At 44.7% G+C, this 20052-nt stretch carries 17 protein-coding genes; 5 read left to right on the top strand and 12 right to left on the bottom strand.

Going from position 1 to position 20052, the window contains the following annotated elements; genetic code table 11:
- Positions 1–322: 322 nt before the first annotated feature.
- Together AC07M6_RS07845 and AC07M6_RS07840 are read right to left on the bottom strand one after the other, a co-directional pair.
- Positions 323–2794, bottom strand: coding sequence for a glycoside hydrolase family 95 protein (locus AC07M6_RS07845; RefSeq protein WP_494888441.1), 2472 nt, complete (start codon positions 2792–2794; stop codon positions 323–325).
- A 222-nt stretch (positions 2795–3016) separates the two neighbouring features.
- On the bottom strand, positions 3017–4183 hold the full coding sequence (locus AC07M6_RS07840; protein ID WP_494888440.1) for an MFS transporter: 1167 nt from the start codon (positions 4181–4183) through the stop codon (positions 3017–3019).
- Positions 4184–4459: 276 nt separating this feature from the next.
- On the opposite strand from AC07M6_RS07840, the gene AC07M6_RS07835 reads away from it, so the two are divergent.
- On the top strand, positions 4460–5155 hold the full coding sequence (locus AC07M6_RS07835) for an ankyrin repeat domain-containing protein (protein WP_494888439.1): 696 nt from the start codon (positions 4460–4462) through the stop codon (positions 5153–5155).
- A 72-nt stretch (positions 5156–5227) separates the two neighbouring features.
- Here the strand turns inward: AC07M6_RS07835 and AC07M6_RS07830 are convergent, their stop codons facing one another.
- The gene (locus tag AC07M6_RS07830) at positions 5228–6010 is read right to left on the bottom strand and encodes a lytic transglycosylase domain-containing protein (RefSeq protein WP_494888438.1); all 783 of its coding nucleotides are present in this window, start codon (positions 6008–6010) and stop codon (positions 5228–5230) included.
- A gap of 229 nt (positions 6011–6239) precedes the next feature.
- On the opposite strand from AC07M6_RS07830, the gene AC07M6_RS07825 reads away from it, so the two are divergent.
- Positions 6240–7751: a pseudouridine synthase gene (locus AC07M6_RS07825; RefSeq protein ID WP_494888437.1), complete on the top strand. Its 1512-nt coding sequence runs from the start codon at positions 6240–6242 to the stop codon at positions 7749–7751.
- A gap of 308 nt (positions 7752–8059) precedes the next feature.
- Here the strand turns inward: AC07M6_RS07825 and AC07M6_RS07820 are convergent, their stop codons facing one another.
- The 4 genes from AC07M6_RS07820 to recJ form a co-directional block, all read right to left on the bottom strand.
- Positions 8060–8590, bottom strand: coding sequence for an REP-associated tyrosine transposase (locus AC07M6_RS07820; protein ID WP_494888436.1), 531 nt, complete (start codon positions 8588–8590; stop codon positions 8060–8062).
- 155 nt (positions 8591–8745) lie between these two features.
- Positions 8746–10275 (bottom strand): GH3 auxin-responsive promoter family protein, encoded by a 1530-nt coding sequence (locus tag AC07M6_RS07815; protein WP_494888435.1) that lies wholly within the window; start codon positions 10273–10275, stop codon positions 8746–8748.
- A 26-nt stretch (positions 10276–10301) separates the two neighbouring features.
- The gene (gene lptB / locus AC07M6_RS07810) at positions 10302–11060 is read right to left on the bottom strand and encodes an LPS export ABC transporter ATP-binding protein (RefSeq protein WP_494888434.1); all 759 of its coding nucleotides are present in this window, start codon (positions 11058–11060) and stop codon (positions 10302–10304) included.
- Between the two features lie 82 nt (positions 11061–11142).
- Positions 11143–12840: a single-stranded-DNA-specific exonuclease RecJ gene (gene recJ / locus AC07M6_RS07805; protein ID WP_494888433.1), complete on the bottom strand. Its 1698-nt coding sequence runs from the start codon at positions 12838–12840 to the stop codon at positions 11143–11145.
- A gap of 232 nt (positions 12841–13072) precedes the next feature.
- Between recJ and AC07M6_RS07800 the strand changes: the two genes are divergently transcribed.
- The gene (locus AC07M6_RS07800; protein WP_494888432.1) at positions 13073–13843 is read left to right on the top strand and encodes an MBL fold metallo-hydrolase; all 771 of its coding nucleotides are present in this window, start codon (positions 13073–13075) and stop codon (positions 13841–13843) included.
- Here the strand turns inward: AC07M6_RS07800 and AC07M6_RS07795 are convergent.
- The gene (locus AC07M6_RS07795) at positions 13840–14259 is read right to left on the bottom strand and encodes a response regulator (RefSeq protein WP_494888431.1); all 420 of its coding nucleotides are present in this window, start codon (positions 14257–14259) and stop codon (positions 13840–13842) included. The genes AC07M6_RS07800 and AC07M6_RS07795 overlap by 4 nt on opposite strands.
- A 362-nt stretch (positions 14260–14621) precedes the next feature.
- Between AC07M6_RS07795 and bshA the strand changes: the two genes are divergently transcribed.
- Complete coding sequence (gene bshA / locus AC07M6_RS07790; RefSeq protein ID WP_494888430.1) at positions 14622–15761, top strand: N-acetyl-alpha-D-glucosaminyl L-malate synthase BshA; 1140 nt, start codon at positions 14622–14624, stop codon at positions 15759–15761.
- Between the two features lie 433 nt (positions 15762–16194).
- Here the strand turns inward: bshA and AC07M6_RS07785 are convergent, their stop codons facing one another.
- From AC07M6_RS07785 to AC07M6_RS07775, 3 genes are read right to left on the bottom strand one after another with little or no spacing between them, the layout of a single operon-like run.
- Positions 16195–16638 (bottom strand): hypothetical protein, encoded by a 444-nt coding sequence (locus AC07M6_RS07785; RefSeq protein ID WP_494888429.1) that lies wholly within the window; start codon positions 16636–16638, stop codon positions 16195–16197.
- A 1-nt stretch (position 16639) separates the two neighbouring features.
- Positions 16640–17896 carry a hypothetical protein gene (locus AC07M6_RS07780; RefSeq protein ID WP_494888428.1) on the bottom strand — a complete coding sequence of 419 codons (1257 nt, stop codon included), beginning with the start codon at positions 17894–17896 and terminating at the stop codon, positions 16640–16642.
- Between the two features lie 41 nt (positions 17897–17937).
- Positions 17938–18144 carry a hypothetical protein gene (locus AC07M6_RS07775; protein ID WP_494888427.1) on the bottom strand — a complete coding sequence of 69 codons (207 nt, stop codon included), beginning with the start codon at positions 18142–18144 and terminating at the stop codon, positions 17938–17940.
- A gap of 159 nt (positions 18145–18303) precedes the next feature.
- On the opposite strand from AC07M6_RS07775, the gene AC07M6_RS07770 reads away from it, so the two are divergent.
- The gene (locus AC07M6_RS07770) at positions 18304–18789 is read left to right on the top strand and encodes a hypothetical protein (RefSeq protein WP_494888426.1); all 486 of its coding nucleotides are present in this window, start codon (positions 18304–18306) and stop codon (positions 18787–18789) included.
- A 96-nt stretch (positions 18790–18885) separates the two neighbouring features.
- Here the strand turns inward: AC07M6_RS07770 and AC07M6_RS07765 are convergent, their stop codons facing one another.
- Entirely contained in the window at positions 18886–20028 is a 1143-nt protein-coding gene (locus AC07M6_RS07765) for a lactonase family protein (RefSeq protein ID WP_494888425.1), read from the bottom strand.
- Positions 20029–20052 lie beyond the last annotated feature (24 nt).

Raw genomic sequence — 20052 nt, 5'->3', positions numbered from 1 at the left:
GCACAGAGGTCCCCTTTTTTAAAGTCAAGACAGAAGTAATCTCACAACCCATACCAATTTGCGAGTCCAGACGGCTATCTTTCTTTTAACGACAAAAATGATAGGAACATTTTTTATCTTATGAATATTATTAAGTTTCCCGAATTGGCAGATGGCAGACTTGACAATGCTAATAAGATGCCAAATGATATTGTGATTGAATTTATAGTCATTAGTCAAAAATAATTCCTCGCTCCCGCGAGTCTGAGGCCCCCCGCCTGGTCGAAGTTTAGCGTAGCGTAACTTCGTCCTATAATACTGTAAGCTTACCGAAATGAAACATTTATATCCCTTTTAAGATATACGTTTTTCCGGCTATTGTTTCAAAATCATATTGCTTAGTAGCTTTAAAACTCATCCCTTTTAGTACCGACCGATCGGCAATAACAGGCTGTTTAATAGCGTTTACCATATATAACTTATTACTGTTTGCCCCAATAGCCGGTTTCAATGTAAAACCAACGCCTCTTAAGGCATCAGGAAGCCTTAGCCTGCAATTGCCTCCCAATTTAGAAGTTATCGTCAGGCTGGTGATTTTCCCGTTAGCCCAATCCATATCTATAACAAAGCCTCCGCGGGCAATTATACCTTTAATGGATCCGGACGGCCAGGCCTCTGGTAAGGCGGGAAGCAAATGGATATCGCCATCGTAACTCTGCAAAAGCATTTCGGTTATGCCCGCCGTGCAACCAAAGTTACCATCAATCTGGAAAGGCGGGTGCGCATCAAACAAATTGGGATAGGTGCCTCCGCCAGCTGCGGTTTTAGGATCGCCTGTTGGTGCGGGCTTTAATTCCTGTTTAAGCAATTCATACGCGTGGTCGCCATCCAGCTGCCGCGCCCAGAAATTAACCTTCCAGCCCATTGACCAGCCTGTTGATACGTCGCCCCGGCTGTTTAGTATATTTTTCGCAGCTTCCATTAATTCGGGGTGCGCGTAAGGCGATATCTGCTTACCCGGGAACAGGCCAAACAATTGTGATATATGCCTGTGCTTATCGCCTGGCTTATCCAAATCGTCAAGCCATTCCTGCAACTGGCCCCATTTACCTATATACATGGGTGGTAAACGGTCTCTTTTAGCTTCAAGGGTATCGGTAAACGCTTTATCGGTATGCAGTATTTTCGCGGCGGCAATGGTATTACTTAGCAGGTCGAACACAATCTGGTTATCCATGGTTGTGCCCTGGGTTAATGATACCGGGCCAACAAGTCCATCGCGGATAAAATCGTGCTCGGGAGACATGGACGGCGATACGACCAACCAATGGTGCTCTGGTTCTTCATGCAATACATCCACAAAATACATCGATGCCCCGCGCAATACCGGGTAAATTTCCTTTAAAAAGACTTTATCGCCGGTATATAAATAATGCTCCCATAAGTGCTGGGTTAACCAGGCGCCCCCGGTTGGAAAAATGCCGTAATAGGCGCGATCTACCTGCCCGGTTATCCGCCATATATCGGTATTGTGGTGGGCCATCCACCCACGCGCGCCGTACATTTTTGAAGCGCTTTCCTGCCCGGTTATGGAGAGGTCTTTTATCAGATCAATAAGTGGCCCAGTCAGTTCAGACAGGTTTGTTTCTTCGGCCGGCCAGTAATTCATCTCGGTATTGATATTGATCGTGTATTTGCCACCCCACGGCGGCGAAGTTAAATCGTTCCATTTACCCTGCAGGTTGGCAGCCTGGTTGCCCGGCTGCGAACAGGATATTAACAGGTAACGCCCAAATTGATAAAACAGCGGAACTAAAGCTAAATCACCACCGGTATTAAAGTCCCTGATCCTTTCATCTGTCGGTTTATCAGGAGCCCCGTCTTGCCCAAGCCTGAAACTAACACGGTTAAAGTAACGGCGGTAAAAAGCAATATGACCGGTAAGCGCTGTTTGATATGCTTTTTTTACAGCGGCATTAAGGTAAGCGGTGGCACGTTCTCCGGCATTTCCGCTTACATCATGATAATTGTTGAAATTAGTAGCCATGGCTACATAAATGGTAACCGAATTAGCTTTTTTAACAGATAATAGCGTATCGTTCCCGGTTAGCACTCCGCCGGTATTAACAACTTTAACCTGTGCCTGAAATTTTATAGCGCCATCAATATCGCTTTTTGCCCCTCCTTTGCCATCGAGCTTTAGCACCTTGTTTACAACGCTTACCTGTTGGGCAGGCATGGGCGAATTCATCGACAGATCGCAACTGATAGCTGCTGGTTTATCGGCAGTGAGGTGGATAATGATAGCCTGATCGATAAACGAAGCAAATATTTCCCGCTTAAAATGAATGCCGTTAACCGTGTAAGTTACCGTTGATACCGCTTTGGATATATCCAGATCGCGATAATAATCCTGTACCACTTCATGCCCCCGAAATTTAATATACAAACTTCCCACCGTTTGGTAAGGCATTCCGTTTTGCCTGGATGACATTTTTTGGTTGGCCAAAGCTTGTGCTTCTACATACTTTTTTTCGTCTATCAGTTTTCTTAATTGAGGTATAACCTGCCTGGCATCGGGGTTAACATTATTATGCGGGCCACCAGCCCAAACCGTTTCTTCATTAAGCTGAATGCGCTCTGTACCAGGATTACCGAATATCATGCCAGCCAGCCGGCCATTTCCAATAGGTAAGGCCTCGTTCCAATTGCCGGCTGGTTTGTTATACCATAACTTCAAGCCCCGTTGGGCCGAGGCAGAGCATACTGTCAGCATCAGCGCTGAAAAAAATGCGAACAGGTTTATTTTCATCATAATTTTATTTACAGCCAGGTCTGGCTTCGCTAAATAGGTTTAAAGATATCATCAACTGAATTGCTTCAGGTCGATACACTGCAATCGATTGTAATATATTGCAAACATAATAAAATCACTTTATTGCCCGGTTCAAAATCGCGTTATTTCTCCGGGGTTGATATCGGAATCAAATGCGCTAAAGGAATTTATCAGCCTGTGCTGGTAAATGGTTATGAGTAATTAAGTCCCTTCTTTATCCCTAAACAGCGCAGCCAAACCCAGCGCCGGCCCAATGGCCAGCAGCGTATAAATATATTGTGCGTTAGCATCTGTACGCAGGGCGTTAAGCAATTGTATGCTCACAATAGTGATAGAGAAACCGATACAATTTACAATGGTTAGCGACGTGCCCTTCGCTTCGGCAGGGGCATTGCGCGCTACTATGGTAGAGAAAAGCGGCGAATCGGCAATTACGGCCATGCTCCATACAAACAGGAACACAACAAGCGCCACAGTTGAATGATTGAACAAAAACAATGGAGAAATCACACAGCAAATACCCGATGTGGATAAAGCGATGATAGCCGTTTGTTTAGCCCCTAAACGTTGCGAGATCAGTCCGCCGATAACACAGGCCACACTGCCCGATGCAATGATCAGGAAGGATAGCAAGGGCACACTAAAATCGGCATCGGGATAACGCATCTTATAAGCGGCTAATATTACGGGCACAAACACCCAAAAGGCATACAATTCCCACATATGCCCGAAATAGCCAAAAGCCGCGGCCCTGAATTTTTTATCGCGGAAGCCGGTTAAAAATCCATTTAAATTTAATTGCTGGCCCGGTTTGCGGTAAGGGCCATCGGGTACAAATAAAAACATGGCTAAACCGCCAAGGGCCGATAGCGATGAGGTGGTGTAGATCACGTATTTCCAGGGCAGGGTGGCTGTCATGCTTTTTAGCAGGTGCGGAAAAGCGGTGCCTAAAACCAGGGCGCCTACTAAAAAGCCTAATGATTTGCCCAGGCCTTGCTGGTAATGGTCGGCCGCAATCTTCATTCCTACCGGGTAGATCCCGGCCAGGAAAAAGCCGGTCATAAACCGAAGGGTGATCAGCTCGGACGAATTGATGCCATTAATACTTATACCAAGGTTAATTAACGCGGCAACAATAGCGCAGCTAAAAAACACCTTTGATGGAGAAAACCTATCGGCAAAACTTAATATGGCAAAAACTAAAGTGCCGGTAATAAAGCCCGATTGTACTGCGCTGGCCAGGTGCGCCAGGTAACCCGGCTCCAGCCTGAACTGCCGGGCTATATCGCCCATAATGGCATTCCCCGCAAACCAAAGCGAGGTGCAAAAAAATTGTGATAGGACAATGACGGGTAATATCCGTTTCATAGCAGGTTAAATAGTAATCATTTTACCACATATACTGTGATATATGTTATGGAAAGCGTAATGCCATAAAGCTAACGCGATAAAGCATTAATACGTAGCTTTTTTAAAAACAGTTGCGTTAGGTGCGTATAATTTTTGTCCGTTTATTTTATCAGGACACAAGTGATCAGCTATTCCGGACTGTGCCTTGTCCAGCCGATGTTTAATTTGAAACGCAAACATTATTTGATTTTAAATACTACTTATATTAGATTGATAATCAGATGACCGATCGCTATGAATAAACTTATTACGGCTATTAAAAGTTTGGATTTTCCCGCTGTTGAAACTATGCTTCAGCAGGATACCAAATGGGCCGCCTGGGCCGAAGATGACGGTAAAAACGCGCTGCATTACCTGGGTGGAGTTGTTGTAGGGGATGATCAGCAGAAAGCCGACGCGAGCCTGGCGATACTGGATTTGTTATTAAAAAATGGCATGGATATTAATGCTGTCCACCAAATTAAAGATGGATGCGGCTTTTTCCCCGCTACGCCGCTTTGGTATGCCTATACCCGCGGCCGTAACGAAAAACTTTATACTCACCTGCTTTCGCTTGGCGCCGACGCGCAGCATTGTATGTTTGCCATTGCCTGGTATAACGATGTAAAAGCCGCTGCATTGTTTAAAAAACACGGGGCTATAATTGACGATAGGGCCGATGGCGATACCCCTTTTATGGCGGCTTTTAACTGGCGAAGATTTGATGTGGCCGAGTGGTTTTTGCAAAACGGCGCCGATGTTAACGCTGCCGGCAAGGATGGTAAAACCGCCCTGTTTTTTGCCGTAAAAAGAAAATATAAAACAGCGCAAATATCGTTGCTGCTTCAATATGGTGCCGATCCCGATAAGGAAAATAACGAGGGCATCTCTCCCAAAAAACTGGCTGAAGCAACCCGTCAACAAAAAATATTGGCGCTTTTTAAAACATAGGCTTATAAAAAAAGCCCGGCAAACCATATCGGTAAGCCGGGCTGATCATCGCTCCGTAATTTTGTTTTGCTGTTAATTAGCGGCTAAAAGTTGTGATGTTTTTAACCAGCTGTAGTTGTTTTTATAGCCATAATTTTCAGGTTTATTAATTACCTCTTTCATGGCTATTAATTTATACACATAGCTGCCGGTTTCGGCATTAAGGTGCATTAAAAAATAATTGCGTTTGTTGCCCTTATTAATGGCCCTTTGCAATTTAACCGAACCTAAATTATAGGCAGCGGCGGTTAATGTCCAGCTGTTAAACTCGCCATATAACTCTTTCAGGTACACACAGGCTGCAATGGTTGATTTGCGGACGTTAAGCCGCTCATCAATGTTCTTATTAACCTTTAATCCGTAAGTACGCGCGGTACCGGGCATAAACTGCCATAAGCCGCGTGCACCACGAGGTGATGTTCCCGAACATAAGCCCGATTCTACCAAAGGGATATACTTAAAATCATTGGGTATACCATACATTTTCAGTATCGGCTCAATTATGGGGAACAAGGCCAGTGCTTTTTTGTGTAAAACATTTGATTGTATGTTACGATAGCTGTTGCTGCGTAACGAACGTTTTAGCTTGCGGTTAACCCCTGCATTATTTGCCGGAATGGCTTCGTCGGCAAAATTAATTTCTTCATTGGCATCGTTATTGTGCCAAATCAGAAGCGGGACACTATTGACATATTTGTTGTCGATAGTGTTAACAGATACTGCTTTTCTCTTTAAAATTGTACTGCTAATAAACAGTTGAGAAACGATAAACAGCACCAAAATTACGGAGCACGTAATTAAGTGTTTTTTAATCATTCGTGTTTTTTTAGTAAACAAATAGGCGATAAAGCGTTGCAAAGATACATATATAAATCAGAATATCAAATACTTATGAAAACCTTAGTGTTTCAGGCCGTTTTCACTATCCCCAAAACCAGCATTTACAGTCCAGAAAACCAAACATTTAGATCGCCAAAAATGTTTTAAAAAAATGTGAAAATGTTGTACCTTTACACCCCCGCTGAGAAGCGCTAAACAACAAAATATGGCATTTAAAAATCCACGGAACGGTCGCGACGACAAATCCGGAAACACATCCGGCAGGCCCGCCAGGGGAGACAGTCCAAAAAGACCAGCATCTTCAACCCGCGGCAGATCAGGCGCAGCAGGCACCGACAGGCCTGATGCAGACCGCCCAAAGAAACGCTATACCAGCGATTCATCCGAACCCAAATCCTATTCGCGTAAACCAGCAGGCACAGGCTACGGCCCGGGCGATAAACCCGCACGCAAGTTTGGCAGCGATGCCGCAGGCGACAAAAAACCTTACGGCGATAAAAAGCCGTTTGGCGCAGGCCGCAACCGCTCAACCGGCGAACGCGACAAGCCAGCCTTTGGCGACAGGCCTAAAAGAGCTTATGGCAGCGATGCCGCTGGTGATAAAAAGCCTTATGGCGACAAAAAACCATTCGGCGCAGGCCGCAAGCCATTTGGTGATAAACCCGCCTTTGGCGACCGCCCTAAAAGAGCTTATGGCAGCGATACCCCCGGAGATAAAAAGCCTTACGGCGACCGCCCTAAAAGAACCTACGGCAGCGATGCCGCCGGTGATAAGAAACCTTACGGCGATAAAAAACCATTTGGTGACCGCGACAACAAACCAACATCAGCCGGTACCGGCTATAAAAAACGCGAAGGCGACAGTGCTAATGATACACCTTTCCGCAAAAGGGAAGAAAGTAGTTACGCCCAGCGCCCAGCCCGTGAACGCCGCGACGAGGACCAGCCCACACGCGTTATGCGCAGTCGTAATAAAAAGGCAGATAAGCCGGCTGACGACGGACTGATCCGCCTGAACCGTTATATCTCTAATGCCGGCATCTGCTCGCGCCGTAAGGCCGATGAGCTGATTGTTGCTGGTGTGGTATCGGTAAACGGCGAAGTAATCAACGAACTGGGCTATAAAGTAAACCCGCAGAAAGATGTGGTACGCTATAACGGCGAAACCCTGAAACGCGAGAAAATGGTTTACGTCTTATTAAATAAACCGAAGGATTATATTACTACGACCGACGATCCGCAGGAGCGCCGCACCGTAATGCAGCTGGTAGAAAAAGCCAGTCGTGAACGGATTTACCCGGTTGGCCGCCTCGACCGCAACACTACCGGTTTATTATTAATGACCAACGACGGCGACCTGGCTGATAAGCTTTCTCACCCGCGCAACAGCATTACTAAATTGTACCAGGTTGAATTAAGCAAAGCCTTAAGCCAGGGCGATATGAACAAAATTGGTTTCGGCTTAGAGTTGGAAGACGGCTTTATTAAGCCTGATATGATATCATACGTAGCTGGTGGTACTAAAAAGGAGATAGGCATACAGATCCACAGCGGCAAAAACCGCATTGTGCGCCGGATTTTCGAATCATTGGGCTATGAAGTAGTAAAGCTTGACCGCACCATTTACGCCAACCTAACCAAAAAGGATCTTACCCGCGGCCGCTGGAGGTTCCTGGAAGAAGAGGAGATCATCCAGTTGAAGCATTTGATAAAGTAAACCCCTCCCAACTCTCCCCGAAGGAGAGGGCTTTAGGATATTGTATAAAGCATGAAGGCAGCCGTTTTGGCTGCCTTTTCTGCTTTATACCTGCGCAGTCGCTCGGCTCCAGCCGAGTGACGGTTATACCCCGGCCTCTGGCCGCTCTGAATATAATAAGCAGTGTCCATTACGGCCGGAGGCCGGGCAATAACGCTCACTCGGCTGGAGCCGAGCGAGTGCAGTTAATTCGATATGCTTTAGTAAAAACCAAATGCAGTCGCTCGGCTCCAGCCGAGTGACAACTATTATCTGGCCTCCGGCCGTCGTCAACTTTCGTCAACCTTAAAAGGCGAATCAGGGTTTGCACTGCTATAAACAAAAGCCGATTCGTCATTAACGATCATAGCAGCCATGGGATTACGATGTATATAATTCACCTTCTGATCAAAAACAGCATTACTGATCAATTCGACGGGATAACTTGTTTTCTGCCAAAATTGATATTCTTTATTCTGTACAGAATTTTTCGCGAAGAATTTGAACAGATATAACAGCCATTCCTTTCTGCTTTCTTGCGGATTATCAGTAATTAATTTGATGATCCTTTTAGCAGTGTAACTTTTAAAATCGCGAAGAATATCAGATAAGTGTCCATCGTCATTAGCAACGATTAAATGAATATGGCTACTCATAATACAGTAAGCATATACCCTCAATTTCTTGTGTGTGCGGCAATACTCTAAGTTTTTGACGATCTCTTCACAATATTCATTCCGGTTGAAAACATCTATCCAACCAACAACGGTTAGCGTTACAAAAAACGGGCGATCTGAATTTGCTTTGCGTAATTCGGACATATAAATATTGAAAAATAAAAGCAGTCGCTCGGCTCCTGCCGAGTGACGATTATTCCCCGGCCTCCGGCCGCCCTGAATATAATGATTTTATAATAGCGGCCGGAGGCCGGGAAATAGTGCTCACTCGGCTGGAGCCGAGCGAGGGCATAAAAACCCTAAACTACTACCTTCTCCCTATTCAGCATTTTCCAAATAGCATCCACATATTGCCGGTCATTAGCCAAACGAGGGACTTTATGCTGACCGCCTAATTTGCCGCGTTCTTTCATCCATTGCAGGAAGGTGCCCTGCGGTACAGGGTGAACCAGCGGACGACGCAGGGCCATATCCTTAAATCGCTTGGCATCGTAATCGGAGTTAAGCTTACGCAGGGTTTCGTCCAGCAGGTCAATAAAACGATCAAACTCCGGCGGGTTTTGCTCAAACTCTATCAGCCACTCATGGCTGCCCGAAGCATCTTCTGAGAAATACACAGGGGCTGCTGTATAATCACGAATAGTAGCGCCGGTGTAGCGGCAGGCGCGGTCAAGCGCGCGCTCTGCATTATCTATAATCAGTTCTTCGCCAAAAGCGTTAATGAAGTGCTTGGTACGCCCGGTGATCTGGATACGATAGGGCGACAGCGAGGTAAAACGCACGGTATCGCCAATCATATAGCGCCACAGGCCAGCATTGGTGGTAATAACGAGGGCGTAGTTTTTATTCAGCTCCACCTCATCCAGGGTGAGGGTTGGCGGATGATCGTCGTGGATGTGTTCAAACGGCAAAAACTCATAAAAGATACCATAGTCCAGCATCAGCAGCATATCGCCGTTCTCTTCCGTGTCCTGTATACCGAAGAACCCTTCGGATGCATTATAAATATCTATATAATACATCTCATCATTGGGGATCAGCTGCTTAAACATCTCCCGGTAAGGTGTAAAATTAACCGCGCCGTGGAAATAGAGCTCCAAATTTGGCCATACTTCCAGCAGGTTGTTTTTACCGGTAATTTCTAAAATGCGTTTAAACAGCAGCAGGTTCCAGGTGGGTACGCCGCTGATACTGGTTACATTGACATCTTTGGTAGCATAGGCCATTTTCTCAATCTTCTCGTCAAAGTTTTCCAGCAGGGCAATATCCAGGTGCGGGGTGCGGTAAAATTCGGCCCAAAGGGGCAGATTTTTCATGATCACGGCAGACAGATCGCCCGAAAAGGTATCGGCATTCAGCTGGCTTACCTGCGCGCTGCCGCCCAGGGTTAAACTTTTCCCGGTAAACACGCGCGCATTAGGGCGGTTGTTGAAGTACAGCGTCAACATATCCTTACCGCCTTTAAAGTGGCATTCTTCTAACGACTCTTCACTTACGGGGATAAACTTGCTGCGGTCGTTTGTGGTGCCTGATGATTTGGCAAACCAACGGATCTCCGAAGGCCAAAGCACATTTTGCTCGCCCTTCAGCATGCGCTCAATGTAGGGTTTTAGCGTATCGTAGGTTTGGATGGGGACGCGCTCTTTAAACTGGTTATAGTTCTCGATGCTTCTATAATGATATTTTTTGCCCCATTCGGTGTTTTCGGCCCAGGATATCAGCTGATCAAACCATTCTTCCTGTACCTCGTGCGGGTATTTCATAAAAAGCTCTATCTGGTGGATGCGCTTTTTAATAAACCAGGTAAAAACCGAGTTAAATATCGTCATATAGGTAAATTGGTATTTACCGCAATTTAGGGATTAAATACCTTTCTTTTCAAAACAAAATTACTGCCAAGATATACTTTGCGCACCATCTCGTTATTAGCCAGCACTTCGGGCTCGCCGCTTTCCAGTATTTTTCCCTCAAATAACAGGTAGGCGCGGTCGGTAATGGACAGGGTTTCCTGTACGTTGTGATCGGTAATTAATATGCCGATGTTTTTGTGCTTTAATTTGGCCACCAGCGCCTGGATCTCTTCTACGGCAATCGGGTCAACCCCGGCAAAGGGCTCATCCAGTAAAATAAATTTCGGTTCGGCGGCTAAAGCGCGGGCAATTTCGGTCCGGCGGCGTTCACCGCCCGATAATAAGTCGCCACGGTTACGGCGCACTTTATGCAGACTAAATTCATCTATCAGTTCTTCCAGTTTTTCTTCCTGGCGTACACGGGTCATATCGCCCATTTCCAGTATGGCCTTAATATTATCCTCGACAGATAATTTACGAAAGATGGATGCTTCCTGCGCTAAATAGCCAATACCTTTTTGCGCGCGGCGGTACATCGGGTCTTTGGTGATGATCTCGTCATCCAGGTAAATATCGCCTTCATTAGGCTTTATCAATCCCACTATCATATAAAACGATGTGGTTTTACCCGCGCCATTAGGCCCTAACAAACCCACAATTTCGCCCTGCGACACGTTGAACGATACGTGGTTCACTACCGTACGCTGTTTGTATTTCTTTACTAAATTCTCAGCCCGTAAATTCTGCCTGATCTGGTCGCTCATATTTTAAGTTTTAGTCGTAAGTCTCCAGTCTTGAGTCATAAGTTAGAAGATAACTTCAGACTTACGACTATGAACTTTTGACTTAAAAGCGGATTCCTTTTATATTCAATTGTATGCTGCGCCTTTCGCGCCACACGTTTTCTTCTATGCTGTAGCAGATATCAAACGGCTGCCCGCTGTTAATGTTATCCAGGTGTTCGCTTTGTCCAAAAGCGATGGTCTCAAATATAGGTGAGCCCGCTTGTTCTACCGTCATTTTAATATGCTGGCCGCCTACCAGGCCCGCTATTCCCCTAACCTTCACATCTCTGCTCAGGAAAACCGGCGACATATTTTCGGGCCCGAAAGGTGCAAACTGCTGCAATATCCTGAAAAATTTCGGATCGATCTGTTTTAATTCCAGTTCGGCATCTATCAGTATCTCGGGTATCAGCAGTTCGGGCGTAATGGTGGCGCTCACTACCTCCTCAAACCGTTGCGCAAAGGCTTCTACGTTTTCGGGTTTCATGGTTAACCCGGCGGCGTATTTATGCCCGCCGAACTGAATGAGCAGGTCGGCGCAACCGCACAAGGCCTCGTACAGATCAAAACCCCTCACCGACCGCGCCGAACCGGCCACATGTCCGTTAGATCGTGTTAACACAATGGTTGGGCGGTAATATTTCTCCGTCAGGCGGGATGCAACTATGCCTATTACGCCTTTGTGCCAGCCCTCGTTATAAACCACGGTCGATTTCCGGTCGATCAATACCGCATCATTATCTATCATACTCAGCGCATCGCCGGTGATATTCACATCATGCTCCTTACGCTCCTGGTTTTGGATGTTGATGAGCAGCCCTTTGGCGTTGGCGTCATCTTCATGGCAGGCTATCAGCAGCGCTACGGCATGTTTGGCATCATCAATGCGCCCGGCGGCATTAATACGGGGGCCCAGCAAAAAAACCACATCACTAATGGTATACGTAGTGCTTTTGCCCGCGACGCCCATCAGCGCCTTTACGCCAATGCAGGGGTTGTTGTTAATTTGCTGCAGGCCATAATAGGCCAGTACCCGGTTCTCGCCGTTAATGTGCACTATATCGCAGGCTATGCTAATGGCTATCAGGTCGAGATATATGGTAATTTCTTCAAAGGGGATATCATGTGCCTGGGCATAGGCCTGTATCAGTTTAAAGCCAATGCCGCAGCCCGAAAGTTCTTTATAAGGATAACTGCATTGCGGTCGTTTAGGGTCGAGCAGAGCAACGGCAGCAGGCAATTCATCGCCGGGTAAATGGTGATCACATATAATAAAATCCACCCCTAAAGTATTGGCATAAGCGATTTTATCAACCGATTTAATACCGCAATCCAGCGCGATGATGAGCGCGAAGCCGTTTTGCGCAGCATAATCTATCCCTTTTGTGGAAATGCCGTAGCCTTCCAGGTAACGATCGGGGATGTAATACTCCAATTTATGGTAACGCTTACTGAAAAAGCTATACACCAGTGCTACCGAGGTGGTGCCATCCACATCATAATCGCCGTAGATCAGGATCTTTTCGTTTTGACTGATGGCTTTATCTATCCGCTCAATGGCTTGTTCCATGCCCGCCATCAGGAATGGATCGTGCAGGTGCTCTATCAGCGGGCGGAAGAAATATTTAGCTTCATCATAGGTTTGGATCCCCCGATGCATCAGCAGGCTGCTTAAAACGGTGTCAATACCCAGGCCGGCGGCTAAATCCTGTACTGCCTTTTCATCCTGCGTTTGTTTTATTGTCCAGCGTTTCTGCATGTTTTAATATGGTGGCAATTTAACCACAAAGGGCACAAAGATTTCACAAAGATCACAAAGTAAAAATTAGTTATCAAACCCGCAAAGCTTTGTGCCCTTTGTGGCTTCTCCCTTTGTGTACTTTGTGGTTAAATAACCCGCAAAGTATATTTTACCCATACCTGATACTTTTACCACCAGTGGTTAATATCTTTGATCCAAAATTACATTCAAATATCGGGAAAGCTGCATAATGGAAATTTTTGTATTAGGTGAGGGTTCTTATTCGGTTGATGCTACCAAAAAGTTTGTTCCTTTTGATCCGCAGGTGGATAATTTCCGCGACCGGCCGGCATCTTTATTTATCCATGTAAACCCGTTTTTAGTAAAAATGGGCGACGATCTGATTTTGCTGGACGCCGGCCTGGGTTATAAAGATACCCACGACGAACTTTGGCTGCACCAGCATATCCGCAATACAGGGTTCGATCCGGACGAGGTAACGCTGGTATTGATGTCGCACCTGCATTACGACCACTCGGGCGGTTTAGTGGTTGAGCAGCACGGGCGCTTTGAACCATCATTCCCCAATGCCCAATACGTTATACAAAAAGGCGAGTGGGAGTTTGCTATTACCGGCAAATCATCCAGTTATCATAAAGACATATTTGAAGTTTTAGAGCGTTCGGCCAAATTAACGTTTGTAGAAGGATCGGGCGAATTTAAACCGGGTATGCGGTACGAGCTATCGGGCGGGCATTGCCCTAACCATCAGGTATGGTGGCTGAATGACGGTACCGATAAATGCTTTTTTGGCGGTGATGAGTTGCCGGAACCCGAACAATTGATCCGCCGCTTTATGGCTAAGTATGATTACGATGGCCGCAAAGCCATGCAGCTGCGCGAAGAGTATGGTAAAATAGCCGCGGCCGAAGGCTGGAAATGTCTGTTCTATCACGCCAAATCTAACCCGGTAGGTACGGTGCAGTATGCTAACGATACGTTTACGGTAAAGCCGGCTTAGCTTTTACCGCCTTTTGAAAAAAGCTCGTTTATTTTTTCAATATTCAGCGGTTTAGATATAAAATCAACCACCAGCGGATATGATTTTGCCTTGCTGATATCATTACTGAACACCGAAGAGGAGATAATGAATATCTTGGTTTTACCTTCAGGGTCTATTTTTAGTCTTTCGTATTCGTCCAAAAACTCCCAGCCATTCATAATGGGCATATTAATATCCAGCAAAATATAATCGGGTAATTTGCCCGATTCTTTGCTTTTCATATCCAGAAGCTGATCTATCGCGAATTTCCCATTTAGGCAAGCTGTAATTTCTGTGTTTAAAAGCGCCTTTTTAATAAGTTTGATGCTAATGAAATTATTGATCTCATCATCGTCAACTAATAAAATACTTACCGGCCGGGAATCTATGTTCATATCTTATGTATACGTTGCTGCAAATAAAAGGTTTTTATTCCTTTAAGTTTTAATACTACAAAAAGGAAATTTTTTTCCGGATAAGCTTACTTGCTGAATGTCGCCTTTCCGCTTCAAATGTATGTAAAGCATCGTAATATGCTGTAAAGTTACAAGGTAATATATTTGATGGAATATAAAAACCAATAAAACGGTTTAAAATCAAAAAGTTGCCGGCTTGTCAAATTTACAGTGTCCTTTATATTTTACATAAACTTAACACTTTTGCAATTAATTGGAGTTACACTTGTATCATAAAGCCGATATTAATTATTTACAATAAGGCTTATTTTGATGTTAAAAAAATTTACAATCCAGCTTTAATGAAAATCGGAATTGTTTGTTACCCTACTTTTGGCGGCAGCGGTGTAGTTGCTACCGAACTGGGCAAGGCCCTGGCTGATAATGGCCACCATGTCCACTTTATTACCTATAACCAGCCCGCCCGGTTGGATTTTTTTTCGGAGAACTTGTTTTACCACGAAGTTGCCGTAAGTAAATATCCTTTATTTGATTATCCGCCTTATGAGCTTGCCCTGGCCAGCCGCATGGTTGACGTGGTGCTTCACGAACAACTGGATATCCTGCACGTGCACTATGCCATTCCGCATGCTTCGGCGGCGTTTATGGCTAAACAGATCTTAGCCACCTATGGCATCCATATCCCGGTAATTACAACCCTGCACGGTACCGATATTACTTTAGTGGGTAACGACCGCACCTATAAACCGGTGGTTACCTTTTCTATTAACCAAAGCGATGGGGTAACAGCCGTATCGCAACACCTGAAAGATGATACTTACCGCTTTTTTGAGATCACCCGCGATATTAAGGTAATCTATAATTTTATAGACCTAAAGCGCTTTACCCTGAAACCCCGCGACCATTTTAAAAAGGCTATAGCCCCCGGCGGCGAAAAGATACTGGTGCATACCTCCAACTTCCGCAAGGTAAAACGCACGCAGGATGTGGTGAAGATCTTCGCTAAGATCAATGCCGTAATCCCTTCTAAACTCCTGATGGTGGGCGACGGGCAGGAACGCCCCGAATGCGAGCAGCTTTGCCGCGACTTAGGCGTAGCCGATAACGTGCGCTTTTTAGGCAAGCAGGACGCGGTAGAAGAGATCCTATCTATATCCGACCTGTTCCTGATGCCGTCCGAGTCTGAAAGTTTTGGTTTGGCGGCTTTGGAAGCCATGGCCTGCAAGGTGCCGGTAATTAGCAGTAACACCGGTGGATTGCCCGAATTAAACCTGGAAGGCCAAACCGGGTTTTTATGTGACATAGGCGATGTAGATGCCATGGCCGAACGCGCGATATACATTTTACAGGACGAAACCCGGCTGAACATCTTTAAGGAAAACGCCCTGGCCCGCGCCAAAGAGTTTGACCTGGCCCTGATATTGCCGCAATACGAAAATTACTATAAGCAGATTATTGAGGAGAGCAAGGCGAGGGTGTGATTTATCGATGAAATAAGAAAGTCCGAAGTTTTGCTTCGGACTTTCTTTGTTTTAGGCATTCCCCCAATCATATTACTTCCTCAAATTTCACATCATGCTCTAAAACTATTATTTGGCTATAGCCTGGGGACGAGAAGCCATTAGAGTAATAGCCCGTATGTATGATAGTATCTAATCCAGCATGTTTAACATGAATAGAAAAATAACCATCCTGTTTTGGAACATTATCAAAACAAATAGCGGTATCGATACTTGAATGTGATAAGATTTTAGGGATAACCAATTTTACATTTGGCGACGGACTGATCCCTATCATTGCTGTTGAAGTAGCTTGGTTATTAACCTTAAACTTTGCCGATGAACCGCAGTGGTTTTTGTCGCGATTGCAGCCAAATGATAGCAAAGTTAATGATACTAAAAAGAATGTCTTTTTTCATTCCATCCCTTCATCAGCTTTTATAATATGCCATTTATTGTTTCGCTTTTTAAGGTGATAATCTACAGAACTCCCAAAATTAAAGCTATATAATGCAATACGAGCGGAGTCTCCTGCTATAGTAAATATTGGAATATCAAGCCTCATCCTTGTATCTAAGGTTTGTATATTTAACGGATTATGCTGACGTAACAATTTAGAATCATCTAAATAAGTTATAATAAACCTGTGAGATTTTAAAGGGAAGGATTGATTATAAAAACGATTTTTTACAATGAAAATACTATCTATACTGGATGGTACAATATGGTTTTCGATTTGATCAGATTTAAATATAACTTTAAGAAGATCACTGGTATCATTGTTCATATCCTTGGCTTTTTTTCCTGAACAACTGCTCAAAACCGAGGCAATAGATATTAAAAATATAAACGTTTTCATTTTAAAAATTATAAGGATAAAAATTAAGCCACTCGATGGCTGTGTAGACTGTTATACCTCCAGATGGACCTATGTTTGCCTCAAAAGTCCAACCAGCTTCATATCCTGCACCTGTTTGCGGATCAATATATAAACTATTCAAATGATTAGCATCGCGCCCATAATGTACAAATTCATGCAAAGTAGTGATTACAAGTAGTAGCGCCGTTGCCTGCTTTGTTTTTGATAGATTTGCAGCATCTAATCCTAAAACTAAACTTTCGTTAATTTCCAATGTTTTTGTTGTTTTATCATAATGTCCAAATAATTCTGCTCCCCTCGAATTTTGTAAATTCCGCACGACAGTTACCTTAGGGCCTACTCCCGGTCTCATTAAACGAAGGATTTTAGCGTTTGAAAATCCGGTATAATAGGACAGGGCATTTAACACGTTTGGATATTGCTGCAAAAACCCTGGCAAATTTGTTACAATGTTTTTAAATGTAGGATATTTTGATAATCCCGTTGTGTCTACTAATTCTGGTAGTATTGGGTCAAATTGAGGATCTTCTGGGTTTATTGTTGGAGTTACCACCGGCGGTATACACGGCGGCTCCCCCTCTGCATACTGCACTTTCAACCCGCTTGATGCTACATTTACAGGCGGACAGGGGTCATAATCAGGAGGTGTTGTTGGAGGAGTTGTTGGGCCACCCCCACCACCGCCGCCACCGCCGGAGGGTGGTAAAGTTATGTCTTCGCAGGTAGTAACAGGGATATATGTGTCTTGCCAGTATGGGCCTGTTCCGCCTGCCCCTTCACATCCGCATTCTGTTTGCCAAGGCATATGGTGATGGCCACAAGTACAGGGAACAGCATACGACCCATTATACACAATAACAGTTGTACATAGCTGAAGCATGGTTTTAAGCCGGGTAGAAAACACCTGAATACTTCCACCCGATGTGTTATAAAGATCAAAAGGGTCAAGATGCACCTTGCCGCTAAATTTTCCTTTAATGCTTTGCTGATAATTACTGATGTATGTTGCATCAGGAGTATATGTGGTTAAAAATGCGCTTACATTGTTATCATAAACGTCAATAACCAAATTCCGGAAGCTCACATCGTAAATAGATGTTTGTTTAACAGGGAAAGTAAAAGTTTGATGGCCGGCACTGTTTATTTGTTTTATGCTGTCAACAAATAAGATAAGGTTGTTATTAGGCCCGGCATCGTTAATTTTTAATTGCCCTGCAGTGACCTGCGCTTTGCTCATCAACTTGTTTAGGTTTCCTGAAGCAACATTTTTTGTTGAATCTAAAAAACTTTGAAAAGTGATTTTTTGCTGAGTGCTTCAATGAATTTTTTTGCTGGCTGCTGGCTTGTTGGAGTTTCATCGCCAGAATCTGCCTGATCCTTTTCCTTTTTGCACGAATAAATACCTATAATTAATAATAAACAAATACTCGATAGAATAATTAATCGGTGTACGATTAACGAGGTGGTTTTAAAAGGCTTCTTCATGATAAGGTTAAGTTGTTAATAATATGTCCAATATACATATATAAAAGGACAACCCTATAAATAATACCCTTTTAATATAATATCATACATCATCCAAGTAAATTACTTCAAACTACTTTCCCATATTTGCGTTATGCAAGTATATATAATAAATAAACCATGAAAAAGATATTCCGTATTACCTTAATTATCGCAGCTGTAGCTTTCGTTATTTCGTCATGCTCTACACCAAAGGGGGCCATATCAACTGCTCCGGCATCAAGGGGCAAGTTTACCGGCACCTGGACCATCACTAATATCACTTATGATGGCATATTAGAAAGCGCCGTACAAAACGTGTTCGATCAGTCGCGCCCCGCTACTTTCCGCGGCAGCACCTGGAATTTAACCAATAGCGGTAACGGCCAGTACACCCTTACCAGCGGCGTATCGCAAACCATTTTCTGGTCGGTAAACAATTCTGACCCTAACAACCAGATCTTCCAGTTCAAGAAAATATTTGAAGGCGATAAAGCTAAAAATGTAACCGCGGGCTACCAGTTATACGTAGCCGGGAACGATGGAAGCACCATGACACTGAAAAGCCCGGTATCGGTAGGTAGTGGCACCGCGTATGTTATTTATACGTTTAGTAAAGTGAAGTAGATGTGCAAATGCGTGTATGTGCAGATATGCAAATGATCATCTGCACATCCGCCATTAATCAAGTGTAAATGTAACATCTGCACATTTGCACATCTGCTACTCTGCCGCTGTAAATTTCAGGCAACTGGGGTTACCAATACTAATTTTAGAACCGGTGAGCGTAAGCTTACCGGTTGTTTTGTTTATACGGAAAACGTAAATATCATCGCTGTTTTGGTTAGCTACCAGCAGGTAGTTGCCGCTGGGGTCTATCACAAAATTGCGTGGGGTTTTACCCATGCTCGATTTGCGCTCCACAAATGTCAACCGCCCGTTATCCGGGTTAATGGCAAACACAACAATTTCGTTAGCATCGCCGCGGTTGGTGGCATACAGGAATTTACCATCGGGCGACACGTGGATATCGGCCGCGCCAACTGCCCCCTTATAGCCATCGGCTACCAGGCTAATCGCCTCCAGTTGTTTTGATTTGGGGCCATCATAATCATACACATAAATAACGCCGGCCATTTCGGTGATCAGGTACATGTATTTTTTATCGGGCGAAAAATCAATATGGCGCGGGCCGTGGCCGGGCAATACGTCAAACGCCGATGGATCGGCCGGACTAAGCGGCTGGTCCTGTCCAGATTTATAGCGGTAAATATTCAGTTTATCGGTACCCAGGTCGGTAAACAACAAATACTTTTCATCGGGCGATAGCATGGCCGTGTGCACATGTGGGCCCTCCTGCCGGGCTTTGTTGGGGCCGTGGCCCTGATCCTTGATGGTTTGAATTACAGGGGCCAATGAACCATCCTTATTAACCGGCAGCACCGATAAAGCACCGCTGGCATAATTGGCCACAAACACATGCTTTTGGGCTTTATCAACCGATATATAACAAGGCCCGGTACCTGTTGATGGCTGTTGGTTGACCAGTTCTATCTTACCCACTTTCGGCTCGAACGAAAACGAACTGATGCTGCCCTTCCTGTCGGCGCCCACCTCGTTAACCGAGTATACAAACTTGTTGTTTTTGGCAATACAGATGTACGATGGGTTATCGATGCCCGTCACCTGGTTCAGGTAGGCCGTTTTGCCGGTTTCGGTATAAAAACGATAAACCGAGATCCCTTTACTGGTACCGGTGGTATAAGTACCTATCAGCAGATCGTATGTTTTTGGGGTATTATCCTTTTTTTGCGCAAACAGTTGTGCGGAAAACAATAGCGCGGTTAATAGCAACAGTTTTTTCATAACGGTATAATTGGTTACGTGTGC

The sequence above is a fragment of the Mucilaginibacter sp. GW821-FHT07H05 genome (genome assembly GCF_059418485.1).
This window is presented reverse-complemented; position numbering and strand designations above follow the sequence as displayed.